The sequence below is a fragment of the Conyzicola nivalis genome (assembly GCF_040548875.1).
GTDB classification, from domain to species: domain Bacteria; phylum Actinomycetota; class Actinomycetes; order Actinomycetales; family Microbacteriaceae; genus Conyzicola; species Conyzicola nivalis_A.
This window is the reverse complement of the sequence record NZ_JBEPSJ010000002.1, coordinates 460497-478122: the sequence shown is the minus strand read 5'-3', so window position 1 is coordinate 478122 and position 17626 is coordinate 460497. Positions and strand designations below refer to the sequence as shown.

Annotated in this window: 18 protein-coding genes and 1 riboswitch; of the genes, 11 read left to right on the top strand and 7 right to left on the bottom strand. The window is 69.6% G+C overall.

Features of this window, described 5'->3' with window-relative positions:
- Positions 1-331: 331 nt before the first annotated feature.
- Positions 332-1462 carry an N-acetylglucosamine-6-phosphate deacetylase gene (gene nagA / locus ABIE21_RS10990; RefSeq protein ID WP_354024863.1) on the bottom strand — a complete coding sequence of 377 codons (1131 nt, stop codon included), beginning with the start codon at positions 1460-1462 and terminating at the stop codon, positions 332-334.
- 39 nt (positions 1463-1501) lie between these two features.
- Entirely contained in the window at positions 1502-2359 is an 858-nt protein-coding gene (gene purU, locus ABIE21_RS10985; protein WP_354024862.1) for a formyltetrahydrofolate deformylase, read from the bottom strand.
- Between the two features lie 91 nt (positions 2360-2450).
- On the opposite strand from purU, the gene ABIE21_RS10980 reads away from it, so the two are divergent.
- A complete protein-coding gene (locus ABIE21_RS10980; RefSeq protein ID WP_354024861.1) occupies positions 2451-3668 on the top strand; it encodes an MFS transporter in 1218 nt (405 codons plus the stop codon).
- Positions 3669-3736: 68 nt separating this feature from the next.
- Here ABIE21_RS10980 and ABIE21_RS10975 read toward each other — a convergent pair whose 3' ends face one another.
- Positions 3737-5212 carry an MFS transporter gene (locus tag ABIE21_RS10975; protein ID WP_354024860.1) on the bottom strand — a complete coding sequence of 492 codons (1476 nt, stop codon included), beginning with the start codon at positions 5210-5212 and terminating at the stop codon, positions 3737-3739.
- 58 nt (positions 5213-5270) lie between these two features.
- On the opposite strand from ABIE21_RS10975, the gene ABIE21_RS10970 reads away from it, so the two are divergent.
- The 6 genes from ABIE21_RS10970 (at position 5271) to ABIE21_RS10945 (ending at position 10657) form a co-directional block, all read left to right on the top strand.
- Positions 5271-5837, top strand: a complete 567-nt coding sequence (locus ABIE21_RS10970) for a TetR/AcrR family transcriptional regulator (RefSeq protein WP_354024859.1) — start codon at positions 5271-5273, stop codon at positions 5835-5837.
- A gap of 126 nt (positions 5838-5963) precedes the next feature.
- On the top strand, positions 5964-7238 hold the full coding sequence (locus tag ABIE21_RS10965) for a hypothetical protein (RefSeq protein WP_354024858.1): 1275 nt from the start codon (positions 5964-5966) through the stop codon (positions 7236-7238).
- Between the two features lie 299 nt (positions 7239-7537).
- Positions 7538-7619: riboswitch (ZMP/ZTP riboswitch) on the top strand.
- 33 nt (positions 7620-7652) lie between these two features.
- Entirely contained in the window at positions 7653-8945 is a 1293-nt protein-coding gene (gene glyA / locus ABIE21_RS10960) for a serine hydroxymethyltransferase (RefSeq protein ID WP_354024857.1), read from the top strand.
- 85 nt (positions 8946-9030) lie between these two features.
- Positions 9031-9927 carry a bifunctional methylenetetrahydrofolate dehydrogenase/methenyltetrahydrofolate cyclohydrolase gene (locus ABIE21_RS10955; protein WP_354024856.1) on the top strand — a complete coding sequence of 299 codons (897 nt, stop codon included), beginning with the start codon at positions 9031-9033 and terminating at the stop codon, positions 9925-9927.
- The gene (locus ABIE21_RS10950) at positions 9920-10402 is read left to right on the top strand and encodes a YbaK/EbsC family protein (RefSeq protein ID WP_354024855.1); all 483 of its coding nucleotides are present in this window, start codon (positions 9920-9922) and stop codon (positions 10400-10402) included. Before ABIE21_RS10955 ends, ABIE21_RS10950 begins: the two co-directional genes overlap by 8 nt.
- A 132-nt stretch (positions 10403-10534) precedes the next feature.
- Positions 10535-10657 carry a hypothetical protein gene (locus ABIE21_RS10945; RefSeq protein WP_354024854.1) on the top strand — a complete coding sequence of 41 codons (123 nt, stop codon included), beginning with the start codon at positions 10535-10537 and terminating at the stop codon, positions 10655-10657.
- Between the two features lie 176 nt (positions 10658-10833).
- Here the strand turns inward: ABIE21_RS10945 and galK are convergent, their stop codons facing one another.
- Both galK and galT read right to left on the bottom strand, forming a co-directional pair.
- Entirely contained in the window at positions 10834-11994 is a 1161-nt protein-coding gene (galK, locus tag ABIE21_RS10940; protein WP_354024853.1) for a galactokinase, read from the bottom strand.
- Positions 11991-13106 (bottom strand): galactose-1-phosphate uridylyltransferase, encoded by a 1116-nt coding sequence (gene galT / locus ABIE21_RS10935; protein WP_354024852.1) that lies wholly within the window; start codon positions 13104-13106, stop codon positions 11991-11993. Before galT ends, galK begins: the two co-directional genes overlap by 4 nt.
- 62 nt (positions 13107-13168) lie before the next feature.
- Between galT and ABIE21_RS10930 the strand changes: the two genes are divergently transcribed.
- From ABIE21_RS10930 to ABIE21_RS10915, 4 genes are all read left to right on the top strand, one after another.
- Entirely contained in the window at positions 13169-13984 is an 816-nt protein-coding gene (locus tag ABIE21_RS10930) for a DeoR/GlpR family DNA-binding transcription regulator (RefSeq protein WP_354024851.1), read from the top strand.
- 4 nt (positions 13985-13988) lie between these two features.
- Positions 13989-14912 (top strand): aldose 1-epimerase family protein, encoded by a 924-nt coding sequence (locus tag ABIE21_RS10925; protein ID WP_354024850.1) that lies wholly within the window; start codon positions 13989-13991, stop codon positions 14910-14912.
- A gap of 203 nt (positions 14913-15115) precedes the next feature.
- Positions 15116-16177: a VIT1/CCC1 transporter family protein gene (locus ABIE21_RS10920; RefSeq protein ID WP_354024849.1), complete on the top strand. Its 1062-nt coding sequence runs from the start codon at positions 15116-15118 to the stop codon at positions 16175-16177.
- A 34-nt stretch (positions 16178-16211) separates the two neighbouring features.
- Positions 16212-16655 (top strand): hypothetical protein, encoded by a 444-nt coding sequence (locus ABIE21_RS10915; RefSeq protein ID WP_354024848.1) that lies wholly within the window; start codon positions 16212-16214, stop codon positions 16653-16655.
- Here the strand turns inward: ABIE21_RS10915 and ABIE21_RS10910 are convergent.
- Both ABIE21_RS10910 and ABIE21_RS10905 read right to left on the bottom strand, forming a co-directional pair.
- Positions 16610-16960, bottom strand: a complete 351-nt coding sequence (locus tag ABIE21_RS10910) for a DUF7882 family protein (protein WP_354024847.1) — start codon at positions 16958-16960, stop codon at positions 16610-16612. The genes ABIE21_RS10915 and ABIE21_RS10910 overlap by 46 nt on opposite strands.
- 168 nt (positions 16961-17128) lie before the next feature.
- Positions 17129-17470 (bottom strand): UBP-type zinc finger domain-containing protein, encoded by a 342-nt coding sequence (locus tag ABIE21_RS10905; RefSeq protein ID WP_354024846.1) that lies wholly within the window; start codon positions 17468-17470, stop codon positions 17129-17131.
- Positions 17471-17626 lie beyond the last annotated feature (156 nt).

The window sequence follows — 17626 nt, the reverse complement described above, 5'->3', positions numbered from 1 at the left end:
ATTCTCCTGCATTTGGCACGCGAGGCGGGGAGGGGCGGTGGGATGCTCCGGGTCGCGCCGCCGGATTCGGCGTGCGCCTCGGCCGGGTCGGGTCGTGAACGCGTCGCGGCGACGAGAGCCCGAGCCGAAGCATCCGCGCCCCGTATCCCGCCGCCCGACCCAGTGGGCCGCGCAGCCGTCGCTGCCCCGTGCCAAATGAAGGAGATTTCGGTCGCGAGGGCCGCGCATCCGCACGAACGTGTGACTCACACCCGGAATCTCCTTCATTTGGCAGAAGAGCGAGCGCGAGAACGAGCGCGCTAGGGCAGGCGAGGGCGCGAGGCGCGCAGCGCTAGAGCCGACGCCCGTCGGCCCACACGTCGAGGGTCTGCCAGTCGTGGCCCATGAACACGGCGTCGGCGGCGAAGCCGGGCGCGAGCAGCCCGTGCCTGTGTTCGAGACCGAGCGTGCGAGCCGGCGTCAGCGTGAGTGCCTCGACGGCGCGCGCGGGGGCGATTCGGGAGCGCTGGATCGCGATGCGCAGCGCGACGTCTTGCGTCAGCGTCGAGCCGGCGATCGTCGGCGTTCCGCGCAGGCGCGCGATGCCGTCGCGCACGCTCACCGTCAGCGAGCCGAGCGAGTAGTCGCCGTCGTGCGATCCGGCGGCGGCCATCGCGTCCGTCACGAGCGCGACCCGGCCGGGCGCGGACGCGAAGACCATCGCCGCGACATCCGGGTGGACGTGCTCGCCGTCGAGGATCAGCTCGAGCGTCACCCGTTCGTCCTCGAACGCGGCGACGACCGGGCCGGGAGCACGGTGGTGGATGCCGGGCATCGCGTTGAACACGTGCGTCACGATGCGCGCACCCCGGTCGAACGCCTCGCGGGCCTGGTCGAAGTCGGCCTCGGTGTGTCCGATGGCGATCACCACGCCGGCCTCGACGAGCACGTCGATGGCCTCCATCGCGTTCGGCAGCTCGGGGGCGATCGTGATCTGCCGCAGGGTGCCGCGCGCGGCGCCGATGAGTTCCTCGACCTCGTACGGCGCCGGCTCGCGCAGGAACTCGCCGTTGTGCGCTCCCCGGCGGCCCGGCGCGAGGAACGGGCCCTCGAGATGGGAGCCGAGCACGAGCGGGTCGGCCTCGGCGATGTCGGCGATCTCGGCGAGGCTGGTGCGCAGGCTCGCGAGCGGGTTGGCGACGAGGCTGATCACCGAGCGGGTGGTGCCGTGCGCGCGGTGGGTGGAGAGGGCCTCCCCGATCGCGCGCGCGCCGTCGTCGTACGAGTGGCCGCCCCCGCCGTGACCGTGCAGGTCCATGAACCCCGGCACGAGCCACCGCCCGTCCACATCGACCCGGGTCGCGGCATCCGGACCCTGCCCGTTTCCCGTCGAGACGATGGTGTCGCCCTCGACGAGCATCCAGAAGTCGTCGACCTGGCCGTGCGCGTCGAGTTTGCGGGCGTGTTCGAACAGCGTGCTCATAGCGCTCAGCTTAGAGCCGCGGGCGCTGCCCGACGGCGGCTATTTGAAGATGATGGTGCGCGCCTGGTCGAGCAGCACGCGGTGCTCGGCGAACCACTTGACGGCCTGGGTGAGGGTGCGGCTCTCCTCGTCCTGCCCGATCGACACGAGCTCTGCGGCGGTGCGCGAGTGGTCGACGCGAACGACGTTCTGCTCGATGATCGGTCCCTCGTCGAGGTCGCTCGTCACGAAGTGCGCGGTCGCGCCGATGAGCTTCACCCCGCGGGCGTGCGCCTGCTTGTAGGGATTCGCGCCCTTGAACCCCGGCAGGAACGAGTGGTGGATGTTGATGGCCCGCCCGGTGAGCGCGGCGCACAGCTCGGGGGAGAGGATCTGCATGTAGCGGGCGAGCACGACGAGCTCGATGTCGTGCTGCTCGACCACCTCGAGCACGCGGTCTTCGAACGCGAGCTTCTGCCCGGGGCTCGTCACGGGGTGGTGTTCGAACGGCACGCCGTAGAACTCGGCGAGGTTCTCGAGGTCGCGGTGGTTGCTCATGACGAGGGGCATCTCGATGGGCAGCTGCCCGGCGCGCTCCCGGTAGAGCAGGTCGTTGAGGCAGTGCCCGGCCTTCGACACCAGAACGAGGGTGCGCAGGGGGCGGCCGACCACATCGAGCTGCCACGTCATCGCGTAGCGCTCGGTGACGGGTGTGAGCGCCGTTTCGAAGACGGCTCTGGATGCTGCGGACTCGACCTGGAGCCGCATAAAGAACGTTCCCGTGTCGTCGCTGGAGAACTGCTGCGACTCGGTGATGTTGCCGCCGGCGGTGACTATCGCGCCGCTGATGGCGTGGACGATGCCCGGGCGGTCTTCGCAGACGAGGGTGAGAATCCAGTGGGTCGAGGTGTCAGTCACGGCTCCAGAGTATTCTGGAAAAGTTGCCTCGCTCGTACACGGCAACCCGCGGCTCGCCACGCCATCACCATTCCGAACGGATTTCCTCCCGTTGTCTTCGAACAGCCCCACTACTCCTGCGCCCGCCTTCCCCTGGGTCGGACTCCTCGTTCTCGCCGGGGCGATCTTCGTCTCGGTCACGAGCGAGTTCCTCCCCACCGGTCTCCTCCCCGACATGGCGGAGGAGCTCGGCGTCTCCGAGTCGCGCATCGGCCTGCTCGTGACGATCTTCGCGGGCACGGTCGTCATCTCGACCACCCCGCTGGCCGCGCTCACCCGGGCCTACTCGCGCAAGTACCTCGTCGTCATCGTGCTGCTCGTCATCGCCACCGGCAACGTGCTGGCCGCGGTGGCGCCGACCTACGAGATCCTCGTCGGCGCGCGCATCATCGGCGGGCTCGCGCACGGACTGTTCTGGGCGGTCGTCGGCGCCTACGCCGCCCACCTCGTGCCCAAGCACCAGATCGGCCGCGCGGTCGCCATCACCAGCGGCGGCGGGACCGCGGCCTTCGTGCTCGGAGTGCCGCTCGGCACGGCGCTCGGTCACGCCCTCGGCTGGCGGCTCGCTTTCGCCACGATCGGCGTCATCGTGATCATCCTCGCGGCGCTCGTGCTCAGATTCCTGCCCGCCGTCGACCACCGGGTCACGCTCGCGACCGGCGAGATCGCGCTGCCGCTGCGCAAGGACCGCAGCGTTCCCGGCGTCGTCATTCTCTGCATCATCATCATCGTGGTGATGACGGGCCACAATCTCTTCTACACGTACATCGCGCCCTGGCTCATCGGCGTCGGCGGCTTCCCCGAGGACTCGATCGCGATCCTGCTCTTCCTGTTCGGCGGCGCCGGCGCGATCGGCCTAGTGCTCGCCGGCCTGGTGAGCGACCGCTTCCCGCGCGCCGGCCTGATCGTGGCCACCTCGGTGGTCGCGGTGGCCGTGCTCGTGCTCGGCCTGTTCTCGCAGTCGCAGGTCGTCATCGTCGCGGCGATCGTGGTGTGGGGAATCGCGTTCGGCGGCCTCCCGGCGATGCTGCAGACGCGCATGCTGCACACGGCATCCGCCCGAATGCGGGACCTCGCCGCCGCGCTGTTCACCACTTCGTTCAACTTCGCCATCGGCTTCGGGGCGCTCGTCGGCGGCCTGCTGCTCGATCAGTTCGGCGTCATCTCGCTGCCCGCGGTCGACGTCGCGATCATCACGGTCGGCGTCGCGTTCATGCTGCTGTCGAACGTGTGGCTCGCGGCGCGCGCCCGCCGGCCGCGTCTCGGCTAGCGGCCCGGTCAGCCGACGACGAACGGCCCCGCGCAACCTTCTGCGCGGGGCCGTTCGTGCTTCGGGCTCTAGCCCATGTGCACGGCGTCGACGTTCTTCAACAGGTCTGCCTTCGAGGGGCGGATCAGGAAGAACGAGATCGGCGCCGCAACCAGCATGAGCGCGGCGGCGCACACGAAGGCGGCCGAGTAGCCGCTGACGAATGCCTCGAGCTGCGCGGTGGGGGCCGGCGGGTTGTCGGCAAGGTAGCTCGCGATCGCCGAGGTGTACAGCGCGGTGAACAGCGCGGTGCCGATCGAGCCGCCGATCTGCTGGGTGGCGGCCACCGCGGCGCTGGCGACGCCCGCGTCGTGCTCCTCGACGCCAGCGAGCGCGACGTTCTGCAGCGGCACGAACAGCGAGGCGAGTCCGATGCCGAGCAGGACGACGCCGGGCAGCACCTCGAGCACGTAATTGCCCTCGACCGTGATGAACGACAGGTAGAACAGCCCTCCCGCGGCGATGATCGGGCCGACAGTCATGGGGATGCGCACGCCGATCTTCGGCAGCAGCTGCGATAGCACCGTGGCGCAGACCATGATCACGAGGGTCATGGGTAGCGACGCGAACCCGGCGTGCAGCGGCGAGTAGCCGAGCACGATCTGGAAGTAGAACGTGAGGAACAGCAGCCCGCCGAGGAGGGCGGCACCGGTGAGGGTGGAGACGAGGAACGCGCCGCCGCGCACCTTGTCGACGATGACGCGCATCGGCAGCAGCGGGTTCGACACCCGCCGCTCGACGAGCACGAACGCGGCCAGGAGAACGACGCCGGCGACGAGGAATCCGATGGTGTCGAAGCGCGCCCAGCCCTCTTCGGCACGCGAGAAGCCGAGCACCAGGGAGGCGAGCCCGGCGACGACGAGCAGTGTGCCGGGGATGTCGTACCGGGTGTTGCCGTGGGCGCGGCTTTCCTTCATGAACGCGAGAGCGCCGACGATCGCGACGATGGCGATCGGCACGTTCACGAGCAGGCACCACTCCCAGCTGGCGAACTCGGTGAGCACCCCGCCGAGCAGCAGCCCGACCGCGGCGCCGCCGCCGCCGATCGCCCCGTACACGGCGAACGCCTTGATGCGATCCTTGCCGCCGGGGAAGGTGATGGTGAGGATGGCGAGAGACGCGGGTGCGAGCAGGCCCGCGAAGGCGCCCTGCAGCGCGCGGGCGGCGAGCAGCATCTCGGTGTTGAGTGCGAGGCCGCCGAGCGCCGAGGCGATGGCGAAGCCGACCATGCCGACGATGAAGGAGCGCTTACGGCCCCAGTAGTCGGCGATGCGGCCGCCGAGCAGCAGCAGCGAGCCGAAGGCGAGGGCGTAGATGGTGACGACCCAGGTGCGGTCGCCGTCGGTCATTCCGAGGTCGATCTGCGCGTCGGGGAGGGCGATGTTCACGATCGTCCCGTCGAGGATCACCATGAGCTGGGCGAGTGCGAGAACCGCGAGCAGCCACCAGCGGTGGATCGGCGACGGGGTGGACTGCTGCGGGGCGGTCGGGGCGGTAGTGGCCATAGGGAGAGCGGGATCCTGTCAAACGAACTAGTTGGTTGGGTTATGTATGATCATAGTCATGAGAAGCGACGGAGAAGCGACACGAGAGCGGATTCTTCAGGCGGCGGGCCGGGAGTTCGCGGCCCACGGTCTGGCCGGAGCGCGCGTCGACCGCATCGCGGCGGAGGCCAACGCCAGCAAGGAGCGCCTGTACGCCTACTTCGGCGACAAGAGGGCGCTCTTCGTCGCCGTGCTGACCGCCCACATGGACGAGGTGCTCGAGTCGATTCCGCTCTCCGCCGACGACCTCCCCGGCTTCGTGGGCCGCATCTTCGACTTCGCCAGGTCGCATCCGGAGCATTTCCGCATGATGGACTGGGCCAGGCTCGGCGGGGACTTCGACCTGCTCCCTCCCATCTCCCCCGTCGTGATCGAGCGCGACCGGGTCGCGATCGTCGAGGCTCAGCGCCGCGGCATCGTCGATCCGGCGTGGGAACCCGCCGACCTCTTCGGGCTGCTGTTCTCCATCGCCCTCTCGCAGGCGAACGTCGGTGTACTCAACGGCACGGCGGATGCCTCGCCGGGGGCCACCGCCCGGCAGCGCGCCGCGGCGATGCGCGCCGCGGCGAAGCTCATCGCGCCCTGACTCCCCGAACGGGGGGCACGGTCTCGCTAAGCGATTTAGCTCTCGCCCGGTAGTCTCCATATGTTGACAAGTGTCGCGTTATTGATGACGGCGTCTCGAGTACGCCGACGACCTCGCAGGAGAGCCATGAACATCCGTCCCCTTGACCGCACGGCCAATCGCTGGATGTCCCGTCGCGCCAGCGCCGTGGCCCTCGCCGCAGCAGTCGTCATCGCCCCCGTCTTCGCGGCGGCCCCCGCGTTCGCCGCGGTCGTCGACCCCGTGTTCCCCATCACCTCGGTCACCTTCCCCGACACCGAGCTCGTCTACGGCGAAGACTCGCAGTCGTACTTCAACGGCGACCCCGCGCTGAAGCAGGTCGACGACTACCAGATCTGCACCTTCGACTACATCAACGGCGAGCCGCACAAGTTCAACCAGACGCAGCCCAGCTACTCCGCCGTCGCTCCGCTGCAGAACTGGGGCTTCCTGAACTCGAACGGCTACGCGGTCGGCGACGTCTACACCGTCGCCTATGCCGAGCCGGTTGAGAACGAGACGGGCGACCTCGTCTGCGTCGCACCCGCCCTCAGCACGCCCGGTCTCGTGCAGGCCTCGCTGACCCTCGTGCCGACCCCGGCCGCTCCCGAGCTCCCCGCGTCCGCGGCGCCGATCACCGTCAAGCAGGGCGTCGCCGTCGACCAGATCGTCGCGATCACGTTCGGCGCCGGCTGGGACTTCAGCGCCAAGGGCGGTTGGATCGCCGCCGGCCCGCAGTCGTCGGCCGGCTTAGAGAACGGTGAGATCTACCCGCTCGACGGCCTCCAGTACGAGTCCATCGGTGAGAACACCCCGGGCGTCACTCCGACCCTGCGCGTGTACGGCACACCCAAGTACTCCGGCGTCGTCGAGAGCGGCTTCCAGGTCGGCGACAACACCTCGGTCGGCTTCGGCTCGATCGTGTTCAACATCGCGCCGGCCAGCGGCATCAACAGCCCGATCCAGATCCAGGCGGCAGCCGGCCAGCCCGTCGCCGGTGCGAAGGTCACCATCATCGTCGCCGGCCTCAAGGAAGGCGCAGCATGGGATGTCACCGTGCGCTCCACCCCGATCATCGTCGGCTCCGGCACGATCGCCTTCGGCGGCCAGCTCGCCCAGCAGGTCACCATCCCGGCCGGCCTCGCCGCGGGATCGCACTCGATCACCGTGACCAGCACGCGCGCCGACGGCACCCCGTTCACCTCGGTGCTCTACTTCACCGTGAGCGCCACGGGCACGCTGCTCTCCGTCTCGGCGACCGCGCCGCAGCTCGCAGCAACCGGCACCGACCTGATGGTCCCGTCGCTGATCGCGGGGGGCCTGCTCGTCGCCGGCCTCGGCCTCGCGGGCGTGTCGGTCTACCGTCGCCGCAACAGCAACTAGCAACACCGTGAAGGGCCCCTCGCGAAAGCGGGGGGCCTTTTTCGCGCTCGATCCTCCCGTGGCCAGCGCGACCTCGCGTATCTCGCCGAGCCGTTTCCGGCCCGATGACGCCGCCGCGGCGGGCCCATTTCGCCGGTTTCCCCTCGCGAACCGCACGCCGTCGCCGGAGTCGGCTCATCGCGCCGAAACCGGCGCGTGAGAACACCGCCAAACCGGCCCGCGAGAACACGCCGAACCGGCCCGCGAGAACACCGCCGCTCACCCGCACGCTGGCGCGGGATGCCACGGCTCCCCTACACTGGACGGGTCGCAACTGGCGTTGAGATGGGTAACCATCAGGGAGCGAGATACACGATTCGGCCGTACGCCTGGGCTGAACGGATACCTTAGATACATCCGTTCGCTCTCAAGGAGTTGCCAGTGTCCTCTACCTTCAATTCGCCGCTGTCCGTCGTCGATCCCGAGATCGCAGCCGTTCTCGATCAGGAGCTCGGCCGCCAGCGCGGCACCCTCGAGATGATCGCGAGCGAGAACTTCGTTCCGCGCGCCGTGCTCGAGGCGCAGGGCTCCGTGCTCACCAACAAGTACGCCGAGGGCTACCCGGGACGCCGCTACTACGGTGGATGCGAGTTCGTGGATGTCGCGGAGAGCCTCGCCATCTCGCGGGCCAAGAGCCTGTTCGGCGCCTCGTACGCCAACGTGCAGCCTCATTCCGGTGCATCCGCCAACGCCGCCGTCCTCGCGGCCATCGCCAGCCCCGGCGACCGCATCCTCGGCCTCGAGCTCGCGCACGGCGGCCACCTCACGCACGGCATGAAGCTCAACTTCTCGGGCAAGCTCTACGACGCGCACGCCTACGGCGTCGACCCCGACACCTTCCTCGTCGACATGGACGTCGTGCGCGAGAAGGCGATCGAGACCCGCCCGCAGGTGCTCATCGCCGGGTGGAGCGCCTACCCGCGCCAGCTCGACTTCGAGGCGTTCCGCGCCATCGCCGACGAGGTCGGCGCCAAGCTCTGGGTCGACATGGCGCACTTCGCCGGACTCGTCGCGGCCGGCCTGCACCCGAACCCGGTGCCCTTCGCCGACGTCACGTCGTCGACCGTGCACAAGACCATCGGCGGACCGCGTTCCGGATTCATCCTGAACAACGACCTCGAGATCCAGAAGAAGATCAACTCGAACGTCTTCCCCGGCCAGCAGGGCGGGCCGCTCATGCACGTCATCGCCGCCAAGGCGACGGCGTTCAAGCTGGCCGCCGAGCCCGAGTTCAAGGACCGCCAGGAGCGCACCATCCGCGGCGCCCAGATCCTCGCCGAGCGCCTCACCGCCCCCGACGCGAAGGCCGCAGGCATCGACGTGCTCACCGGCGGAACCGACGTTCACCTCGTGCTCGTCGACCTGCGCAACTCTGCCATCCACGGCCAGGACGCCGAGGACATCCTGCACTCGGTCGGCATCACCGTGAATCGCAACGCCGTTCCATTCGACCCGCGCCCGCCGATGACCCCCTCGGGCGTGCGCATCGGCACCCCGGCGCTCGCCACGCGCGGCTTCGGCGACGTGGAGTTCACCGAGGTCGCCGACATCATCGCGACGGCGCTGAAGCCGACTCCGGATGTCGCGGCTCTCCGCGCCCGTGTGCTGAAGCTCACCGACGGATTCCCGCTCTACGAGGGACTCACCAGCCCGGGCAGCTGGGCGTAACACTCCGCCCTTCGACAGGCTCAGGGACCGCACGGTCGCTGAGCCTGTCGAAGCGTCCGACCGCACTCACGACTTAGGACCCCTCATGACCGCAACCCTCCTCGACGGCGTCGCCACGGCATCCGCCGTCAAGAACGAACTCAAGGCGCGCATCGAAGCGCTCAAGGCGCGGGGGATCACCCCCGGCCTCGGCACCCTCCTCGTCGGCAGCGACCCCGGGTCGCTCTCCTACGTCGCGGGCAAGCACCGCGACTGCGCCGAGGTCGGCATCGAGTCGATCCGCGTCGACCTGCCAGAGACGGCGACCGCCGACGAGGTGCGCGCCGCGATCATCGGGTTGAACGAGAACCCGGCCGTGACCGGCTACATCATCCAACTGCCGCTGCCAGCCGGTCTCGACGAGAACGCGATGCTCGAGCTCATGGACCCCGACAAGGACGCCGACGGGCTGCACCCCACCAACCTCGGACGGCTCGTGCTCGGTGTCTCCCCTTCGACGGGCTCAGGGACCGGTTTCGAAGGACCGCTGCCGTGCACACCGGCCGGCATGGTCGAGATGCTCGGTCGCTACGGCGTGACGATCCCCGGCAAGCACGTCGTCGTCATCGGCCGCGGCCTCACCGTCGGGCGCCCTCTCGGGCTGCTGCTCACCCGCAAGGGCCTCGACGCCACCGTCACGCTCACGCACTCCCGCACGGTCGACCTCGAGAGCTACGTGCGCCAGGCCGACATCGTCGTCGCCGCGGTCGGCGTCGCCGGCCTCGTGAAGCCGGAATGGATCAAGCCCGGCGCCGCCGTGCTCGACGTGGGCATCACCCGCGTGGTCGACCCGGAGACCGGCAAGGCCCGCCTCGTCGGCGACGTCGACGCCGGCGTGGCCGAGGTGGCCGGATTCCTGTCGCCCGTGCCCGGCGGCGTGGGACCGATGACCCGCGCGATGCTGCTCGTCAACGTGGTGCAGGCCGCGGAGCGCCGTGCCTGAGCATCCCGCCGTCGTGCGGGTCGAGGCCGCGCTGGCCGAGGCCGGCGTGGTCACCCAGGTGGTCTGGCTCGACGGCGCCGCGAAGACGGCGGCGGAAGCGGCATCCGCCCTCGGCATCGACGTGGGGGCGATCGCCAACTCGCTCGTCTTCCTGCTCGACGGCGAGCCGGTGCTCGTCATGACCTCGGGCGCCCACCGGGTCGACACCGCGTGGCTGGGCGAACGGGTCGGGGGCACGTTCTCCCGCGCCGACGCGACGACGGTGAAGGATGCCACGGGGCAGGTGATCGGCGGCATCGCTCCGCTCGGGCATCCCGTGCCGCTGCGCACGTTCGTCGACGAGGCGCTCGCCGACTACCCGGAGGTCTGGGCGGCCGCGGGGCACGCGCACACGGTGTTCCCGCTGACCTACGACCAGCTCGTGCGCGTCACGTACGGCACGGTCACCCCGGTCGCCCCGCCCGTCGCCGGCTGACCGCGCCCCCGGTCGCCGTCGCGCGATCCTCGCCGGCTTCCGCGCCAGTTCGGTACCCGCGCCACATTGCGAGGTGTAGCGCTCGTACCGGACTGTGGCCGAAGCGCAGAGCGCGCCCGATACAGTGGGGGCATGAGTTTCTCGTCGGGCAAGTTCTTCGTCGGCCTCGCGGCCGTTCTCGCAGTCGTGCTCGCGGCCGGTTTCATCGCCGTCGCGATCTTCGACGTCAACCTCTTCGGCGTCGACCTGGGCTAGTCCCCCGCGCGTCCGCGCCCCGCGTTCCCCGAACGCGCCCCGAGCCGCGCCGCCCGCTCCGAAAACGAAGGACTTCGCGCCGCTATCGGCGCTGAAACACCGTTTCCGGCGCGGTGAGCGCGCAGACTCCTTCGTTTTCAGCGGAGGAGGACGAGCGGGTGGATGCCGCGAAGTGGCTAGCTCTCGCGCACCGCTCCGTCGGCGGCGCTCACCGTGAAGGTGACGGGCTGCCCGAAGCCGTGTTCGGCGAACGCGCCGTCGATCGCGACCTGCAGGCGCGACACCGCGTCGGACGCGATCAGCGCGATCGCCGCACCGCCGAACCCGCCGCCGGTCATGCGGGCGCCGATGGCCCCGTTCGCGAGGGCGGTCTCGACCGCGAGGTCGAGCTCCGGCACCGAGATCTCGAAGTCGTCGCGCATCGAACGGTGCGAGGCATCCATCAGCTCGCCGATCGCGGCCGGACCCTCCTCGCGCAGGGCGCGCACCGTGTCGAGAACACGCTGGTCCTCGGTGACGACGTGGCGCACGCGCCGGAAGGTCTCGTCGTCGAGCAGCTCCTGCGCGCGGGGCAGGTCGTCGACCGTGAGGTCGCGCAGCGCGGGCACGCCCATGACCCGGGCGCCCTCCTCGCACGAGGCGCGGCGCGAGGCGTAGCCCCCGGTGGAGTGCGAGTGGCTCACCCCGGTGTCGATGATGAGCAGTTCGAGGCCGGCCGCGGCGAACCCGAGGTCGATGACCTGCGCCTCGAGCGAGCGGCAGTCGAGGAACACCGCCGAGTCCTTCTTGCCGAGCAGCGACGCCGACTGGTCCATGATGCCGGTGGGCGCGCCGACGGCCTTGTTCTCGGCGAGCTGGCCGATCTTCGCGAGCGTCGGGCGGTCGAAGCCGAGCTGCCAGACGTCGTTGAGCGCGAGCGCCACGGCGCTCTCGATCGCGGCGCTCGACGAGAGTCCGGCGCCGACGGGCACGACCGAGTCGATGAAGACGTCGACGCCGGGCACGCCGGCGAGGTCTGCGCCGAACTGGCCGATCGCCCAGGCGACACCGAAGGGGTAGGCCGACCATCCGTTCAGCTCTTCGGGGGCGAGATCGGAGATCGCGATCTCGGCCACCTCGTCGGCGAACGAGCTGGCGATGCGCAGGATGCCGTCTTCGCGAAGGCCCAGGGCGAGCACGGTGCGCTTGTTGATCGCGAACGGCAGCACGAAGCCCTCGTTGTAGTCGGTGTGCTCGCCGATGAGGTTGACCCGTCCGGGAGCCGACCACACGCCGTGCGCCTCGTAGCCGTACAGCTCGCTGAAGTCGGCCTTTACGTCGTCCCTGATGTCGCTCATACTCGTGCGATTGCCTCTCGAATGAATGCTGCCGTTGCCTCTGGAGTGACGTCGCCGATCCAGGCGCCCATGGCGGCCTCAGACCCGGCGAGGTACTTGAGTTTGTTCTCCGCGCGGCGCGGAGACGTGACCTGCAACATTAGACGGATGTCGTCGCGTGCGACGTTTACCGGCGCCTGGTGCCACGCCGCGATGTACGGCGTCGGTGTGTCGTAGAGCTTGTCGATTCCGCGCAGCAGAGTGAGGTAGAGGCCGGCGAGCTCGTCGCGTTCCTCGTCGCTCGTCGCGGCGAAGTCGGGGATGTGGCGGTGCGGCAGCATGTGCACCTCGATGGGCCAGCGCGCCGCGAACGGTACGTAGGCGGTCCAGTGCTCACCGCTGATCACGACGCGCTCCGATGTCTGCTCGCTCTCGAGGATCGCCTGGAAGAGGTTCTCGCCCGGGTTACTGGCTGAGAAACGATCGATCGACTCCACCAGTCGCTTGGTGCGCGGGGTCACGTAGGGGTAGGAGTAGATCTGGCCGTGCGGGTGCAGGAGGGTGACGCCGATGGCCTCGCCGCGGTTCTCGAACGGGAAGACCTGCTGGATGCCCGGCATCGCCGAGAGGGCGGCCGTGCGGTCGGCCCAGGCCTCGATCACGGTGCGGGCGCGTGACTCGGTCTGGCTGCCGAACGAGCCCTCGTGCTCGGGGCTGAAGCACACGACCTCGCAGCGGCCGATCGACGGCAGGGTGCGGCCGAGACCGACCTGGTCGAGCTCGTCGAGCGAGAACTCCATGCCGATCTGCGGACCGAACGACGGGGAGCGGTTCTCGAACACGGCGACGTCGTAGTTGCTCGGCACCTCCGACGGGTTCGTCGCGGTGGCGGGTGCCAGCGGATCCTGGTCGGCCGGCGGCAGGAACACGCGGTTCTGGCGCGCCGATGCGATGGAGATCCACTCCCCGGTCAGGACGTCCTGCCGCATCGTCGCGGTCTGGGGCCGCGGGTCGAGAACACGCGCGTCGACGGCGCGGTCGGGGCCGAGCGTGGTGTCCGCGTCGTCGAAATAGATGAGCTCGCGCCCGTCGGCCAGGATGGTGGGGCGTTTCACGATCGCCGAGTCTGTCATGCTATTACGATAACGAAAGTTAGCCCTTTCTTTTCGTAAGCAATCGCAAGGAGCAAACGACGATGGCGGACGAGTCGGCCCCCACGGTCATCCGTCGCGAGCGGCTGCTGCAGGAGATCGTCGACCGCGGCTTCCTGCGCGTGGCCGACGCGAGCGTCGAGCTCGGCGTCAGCGCCGTCACCGTGCGCTCCGACCTCACCGCGCTCGAGCTCGCCGGCAGCATCGTGCGGGTGCACGGCGGCGCCATGCCGCGCGGCGCCGGAACCGCGGGAGAGTCGTCGTTCGAGTCGTCGCTCGCGCACGCCGCCGCCGCGAAGCTCGCGATCGGCCGCCGCGCCGCAGAGATGGTGAGCTCGGGCCAGAGCGTGCTGCTCGACGTGGGCACGACCGCGCTCGCCGTCGCGCACGCGCTGGCCCGGCGCACCGATCTGAGCGACGTGCTCGTGGTGACCAACGGCCTGTCGATCGCCCTCGCCCTCGAGCCGGGGATGCCGCGGCTCAGCGTCGTCGTCACCGGCGGCACGCTCCGGCCGCTGCAGCACTCCCTCGTCAACCCGTTCGCGTCGGCCTTTCTCGAGAGCCTGCACGGCGACATCGCCTTCATCGGCTGCAACGGCGTCGACCCCGAGGTCGGCGTCACCAACGTGAACCTGCCCGAGGCGGAGGTGAAGCGGCGCATGATGCAGTCGGCCGCGCGACGGGTGCTGGTGGCCGACGCGTCGAAGCTCGGCAGCCGCCGGCTCGGCAACGTGGGGCCGCTGTCGGACTTCGAGTCGCTGGTGACGGCGGGCGGGCCGGATGCCGACGTGGTCGCGCGGCTCAGGGTCGCCGGTCTCCAGGTGGTCGATGCCGACCTCCCCCACGCGGCGCTAGGCTGATGAAATGCGCGCGCCCACCGGAGAACAGTTCGTCCTGACCCGCACGACCCCGACGGGATCGTCGACCGCGATCATCACGGAGGTGGCCGCGGGACTCCGCACCTTCGAGATCGACGGCGTCGCCCTGACCGAGCCGTTCGCCGCCGACCGCACCCCGCCGTTCGGCGACGGCATCGTGCTGGTGCCCTGGCCCAACCGCGTCGAAGACGGCATCTGGCTGCTCGACGGCAAGCGCCAGCACCTCGACATCACCGAGCCGGCCCGTCACAACGCGATCCACGGCCTGCTGCGCTCGACCGCGTATCGCGTGACCGACCAGTCCGAGACATCCGTCACCCTCGCCGCCACGGTCTATCCGCAGCACGGCTACACGTTCATGATCGACTCGACCGTCACCTACGAGCTCGTCGAGGGCGGCCTCACGGTGACCCACGCGTTCCGCAACCTCTCGGGCGCCAAGGCTCCGGTCGCCGTCGGCACGCACCCGTTCTTCCGCATCGGCGACGTGCCCGTCGAAGACCTCGTGCTGCGTCTCTCGGCCTCGACCAGGTTCGAGACCGACGATCGGCTGATCCCGCTGTCGGAGAACCCCGTCGAGGGCACCGAGTTCGACCTGCGCGACGGTGTGCGCGTCGGAGACCTCCGTCTCGACGACGCGTTCGGCGGCGTCACCGTCACCGACGGCGAGAGCGTCAGCTCTCTCACCGCACCCGACGGCCGACGGGTCGAGATGTGGCAGGACGACCAGCATCCCTACGTGCAGGTCTTCACCACCCGTAAGTTCCCGAAGGACGGCGGCCTCGGCCTCGCCGTGGCCATCGAGCCGATGACCGCCGCCCCGAACGCGCTCAACACCGGACTCGGGCTCAAGTGGCTCGAACCCGACGAGCGCTGGGTCGTCCGCTGGGGCATCCGCTACTCTGGATAGCAACGAAGGGGAGTAGTTCCCATCTGCCGCGCGCGGCAGAGGCGCGAGACATCGACATACTGGTTCGTCACGACGACGAACCCGGTGCTCCACCTCAGTGATTAGGAAGTCACTAGGCGAACGAGACCTTCGGTCAGAATCATGACTGACCGAAGTTTCCCCACCCCGGAAATCGTCGGTCGGCCCTAGCCGAAGGACCGCACGTGACCGCTCCAGCACCCTCCACCATTCGTCGATGGCGCAAGTACCTCGCCGACGAACGCGCCGAGGCCGCGGTGTACCGCGACCTCGCCGGGCGCCGCAGCGGCGAGGAGCGCGAGATCCTGCTCGCCCTCGCCGACGCCGAGGCCCGCCACGAGGCGCACTGGATCGCACTCCTCGGCGACGACGCCGGCAAGCCCCTGCGCGGCGACATCCGCACCCGTGCGCTCGGCTGGCTCGCCCGGCGGTTCGGCTCGGTGTTCGTGCTGGCGCTCGCCCAGCGCGCCGAGGCCCGCTCGCCGTACGAGGCCGACGTCGACGCCACGCCCGCGATGGCCGCCGACGAGCGCATCCACGAGGAGGTCGTGCGCGGCCTCGCCACCCGAGGGCGCAACCGCCTCTCCGGTACCTTCCGCGCCGCGGTGTTCGGCGCCAACGACGGCCTGGTGAGCAACCTCGCACTCGTGCTCGGAATCGGCGCCACCGGCGTCTCGACCCCGATCATCCTCGCCACCGGTCTCGCCGGGCTGCTCGCCGGCGCACTGTCGATGGGCGCGGGAGAGTTCGTGTCGATCCGCTCGCAGCGCGAGCTGCTCGCCGCCTCGAACCCGAACCCCGAGACGCGCAGCGCCCTGCCCCACCTCGACGTCGACGCCAACGAGTTGTCGCTCGTCTACCGCGCACGCGGCATGAGCGAGGACGACGCGACCGCGCACGCGGCGGAGGTGATGCGCGACCTCACCGTCGACCACTCGCGCCCCGACGACATCGACGGCCACGAGGAGATCGGCTCGGCGCTGGGGGCGGCTGTGTCGAGCTTCCTCTTCTTCGCGTCGGGCGCCGTCATCCCCGTGCTGCCGTACCTGTTCGGCGTCGACGGCCTCGCGGCGGTCATCGCCTCGTCGGTGTTGGTCGGTCTGGCCCTGCTCGCCACCGGAGCGGTCACCGGGCTGCTCTCGGGCGGTCCGCCGCTCAACCGCGCGCTGCGTCAGCTCGCGATCGGGTTCGGAGCCGCCGGCGCCACGTACCTGCTCGGCCTGCTGTTCGGCGTCGCCGCGGTCTGATGAGAGTCTCGGCCGGCGCGCGCATAATGGGTCGATGATCACCGTCGAACTCGCCCGTGCCCTGCGCGACTCCGGCCTCGCCTGGCATCCGGTGCGCGGCGACAACTTCAGCATCGACCGCATCGAGGCCGACGCCGAGGTGTACACGCTGAGCGACATGACCGTCGAGGCGCACACCTTCACCAGCGGGACGGTGCTCGGCTTCAACGGCACCACCGAGTGGGCGCTCGACTCGGTCGCCCTCGACGACGCCCTCTGGCTGCCGCGCGAAGACCAGCTGCGCGACCTGCTTGGCGGCGCGTTCGGCTCGCTCGAGCGCATCGAGGGCACCGAGACCATCGGCGAGGTCTCCCTCACCGGCCCGGCGTTCAGGGTCAGCGCTGTCGTCGGCGGCGAGTCGCGCGCCTTCGAGGCGACGGATGCCGCAGACGCCTACGCCCGCGCCCTCATCGCGCTGCTGGACTCCGTCGCCAGCTGACCGGCGAACGCCGGCTCGCCCTCCGGCGTCACGACCAGTCCCTGCGAGCTGTTCGACGACAGCGTGAGCGCCTGGATCCACTCGCGGTTGATGGTCGGCTGCTTGCTGCCGTAGAACTTGAAGTAGAGCGGAATCGAAGGGTGAAGCCACAACGAGCTGCGCCCGCCGCCTACCCCGTGCGGATCGCGCCAGGAGAAGCTGAAGCTCTCCCCCCTGCGGAGTTTCTGCACGATGACCACGTGCAGGTGTGCCAGCAGCCTGTCGTCGAACTCGACTTCGTTTCCGTCGTAAATCAGTGCGCCCATGATTCCCCCCATCGGTGGTCGGAAGGGCATCGATGGCGGTAAGCACGGTGTGACGAATGGTTGTTGACGATTCGGGTCATTCGTCTCGACACTCAATCCGATGTAACGCTCAGAACACTAGCGATTCCGCTTCGCTTTTTCGTTGTGGGATCCTACGAACTTTAGCGTTTACGAGATTTTCTCTCGCCAATCCGCCGGAAGCCGGTCTGCCGGACCCGGCGAGGCCTGCTCGACGGGCCGGCTCGACGGTGGTGCGAGCGCCTCGCCCTCGACGGCCTCGTTCGATCGGTAGTCCCAGAACCAATCCTCGCCCGGCTCGAAGCTGGCCATGATCGGATGCCCCGTGGTCGCGTAGTGCGCGGTGGCGTGCTTGCCCGGGGAGCTGTCGCAGCAGCCGATGTGGCCGCACTCGGCGCAGCGACGCAGGTGCACCCACCAGCCCGACCGCGCCTCGCATTCGACGCAGCCGGTTCCGGTGGGCGCTGCTCCCGGGTTGATTCCCTCGGTCATGTCTCCTCTTCCGATGGTCGTGGTCCGTCACGACGACCGTACTCCCCGATAGCCTCGGAGCCGGGCCGTCGCGGTGTCCCATTCCGTGGAACATCCGCTTGTGCGCAGCGCCGCGACAGCCCAAAGTCACATCAGCGGCACTAGCTCGCGCATTGA

Excerpts from the sequence above, each read along its gene's own strand:
- nagA (WP_354024863.1), bottom strand. The coding sequence starts at position 1,462 with ATGAGCACGCTGTTCGAACACGCCCGCAAACTCGACGCGCACGGCCAG.
- ABIE21_RS10975 (WP_354024860.1), bottom strand. The coding sequence starts at position 5,212 with ATGGCCACTACCGCCCCGACCGCCCCGCAGCAGTCCACCCCGTCGCCG.
- ABIE21_RS10970 (WP_354024859.1), top strand. The coding sequence starts at position 5,271 with ATGAGAAGCGACGGAGAAGCGACACGAGAGCGGATTCTTCAGGCGGCG.
- ABIE21_RS10965 (WP_354024858.1), top strand. The coding sequence starts at position 5,964 with ATGAACATCCGTCCCCTTGACCGCACGGCCAATCGCTGGATGTCCCGT.
- ABIE21_RS10955 (WP_354024856.1), top strand. The coding sequence starts at position 9,031 with ATGACCGCAACCCTCCTCGACGGCGTCGCCACGGCATCCGCCGTCAAG.
- ABIE21_RS10945 (WP_354024854.1), top strand. The coding sequence starts at position 10,535 with ATGAGTTTCTCGTCGGGCAAGTTCTTCGTCGGCCTCGCGGCCGTTCTC.
- galK (WP_354024853.1), bottom strand. The coding sequence starts at position 11,994 with ATGAGCGACATCAGGGACGACGTAAAGGCCGACTTCAGCGAGCTGTAC.
- galT (WP_354024852.1), bottom strand. The coding sequence starts at position 13,106 with ATGACAGACTCGGCGATCGTGAAACGCCCCACCATCCTGGCCGACGGG.
- ABIE21_RS10930 (WP_354024851.1), top strand. The coding sequence starts at position 13,169 with ATGGCGGACGAGTCGGCCCCCACGGTCATCCGTCGCGAGCGGCTGCTG.
- ABIE21_RS10925 (WP_354024850.1), top strand. The coding sequence starts at position 13,989 with ATGCGCGCGCCCACCGGAGAACAGTTCGTCCTGACCCGCACGACCCCG.
- ABIE21_RS10915 (WP_354024848.1), top strand. The coding sequence starts at position 16,212 with ATGATCACCGTCGAACTCGCCCGTGCCCTGCGCGACTCCGGCCTCGCC.
- ABIE21_RS10910 (WP_354024847.1), bottom strand. The coding sequence starts at position 16,960 with ATGGGCGCACTGATTTACGACGGAAACGAAGTCGAGTTCGACGACAGG.
- ABIE21_RS10905 (WP_354024846.1), bottom strand. The coding sequence starts at position 17,470 with ATGACCGAGGGAATCAACCCGGGAGCAGCGCCCACCGGAACCGGCTGC.